Origin of the sequence: Vibrio sp. 10N.222.48.A3, assembly GCF_041475345.1 — a bacterium.
Lineage (GTDB): Bacteria > Pseudomonadota > Gammaproteobacteria > Enterobacterales > Vibrionaceae > Vibrio > Vibrio tasmaniensis_A.
In genome coordinates this window covers 1-610 of the sequence record NZ_JBFRVX010001573.1, presented here as the reverse complement: position 1 = coordinate 610, position 610 = coordinate 1, and the positions used below count along the sequence as shown (strand labels likewise).

The 610-nt window shown below is 36.6% G+C and carries 1 protein-coding gene; it reads right to left on the bottom strand.

All coding sequences use genetic code 11. The features are described from left to right. Positions 1-373: hypothetical protein (locus AB4653_RS27810; RefSeq protein WP_372105860.1), on the bottom strand; the 373-nt coding region annotated here is incomplete at its 3' end. Positions 374-610: the final 237 nt, after the last annotated feature.

Sequence of the window (610 nt, the reverse complement as noted above, 5' to 3'; positions counted from 1 at the left end):
AGTGATTCATGACATAATTTATTATATTTTCACGAAATTGGATCTTTGAATCGAGCAACCCAAAGCGTTTATGGTGTTTCCACATGCATCTCTTATAGTTTTCATATTGCTTCTCTGTGACTTTCTTCTTACCTATATAATGTTGACCACGATCCATAATTACTGGTTCATTATACTTATGGTCTATCAGCCAGCGATCTGCCTCGCACATGTGTATCGAATCTCTAATAGTTTGACTGAGGAGAAAACGCTCAATTAATTTGGTAATAAGTAAATCTCTCAGAGTGAGTAAAATGGGCGCTATGATATATAGCCCAATACCCGAAAGAATTAGTTTGGTTATTGCAGTCCATGAAACATCGAGGATTTCCATAAGATCTCTTACAAAAAAGGGGCAGTTTCTAGATTTTAATGCAAAAGCTTCCAATCTAGTTCTTTGTGAAAGCGATTATACGAGATTTTTATATTGTTTAACAATTACTTATGGCTAGAAAACTAGCTGAATCCTAAATGCTTCATAACTATATGTGTGAAGCTAGCGCGCAAGCTTGCAACTAGAGCAGGGTTGTATGAGTGCTGATAGCTAGGTCGAATTTACCCCCGTGATACA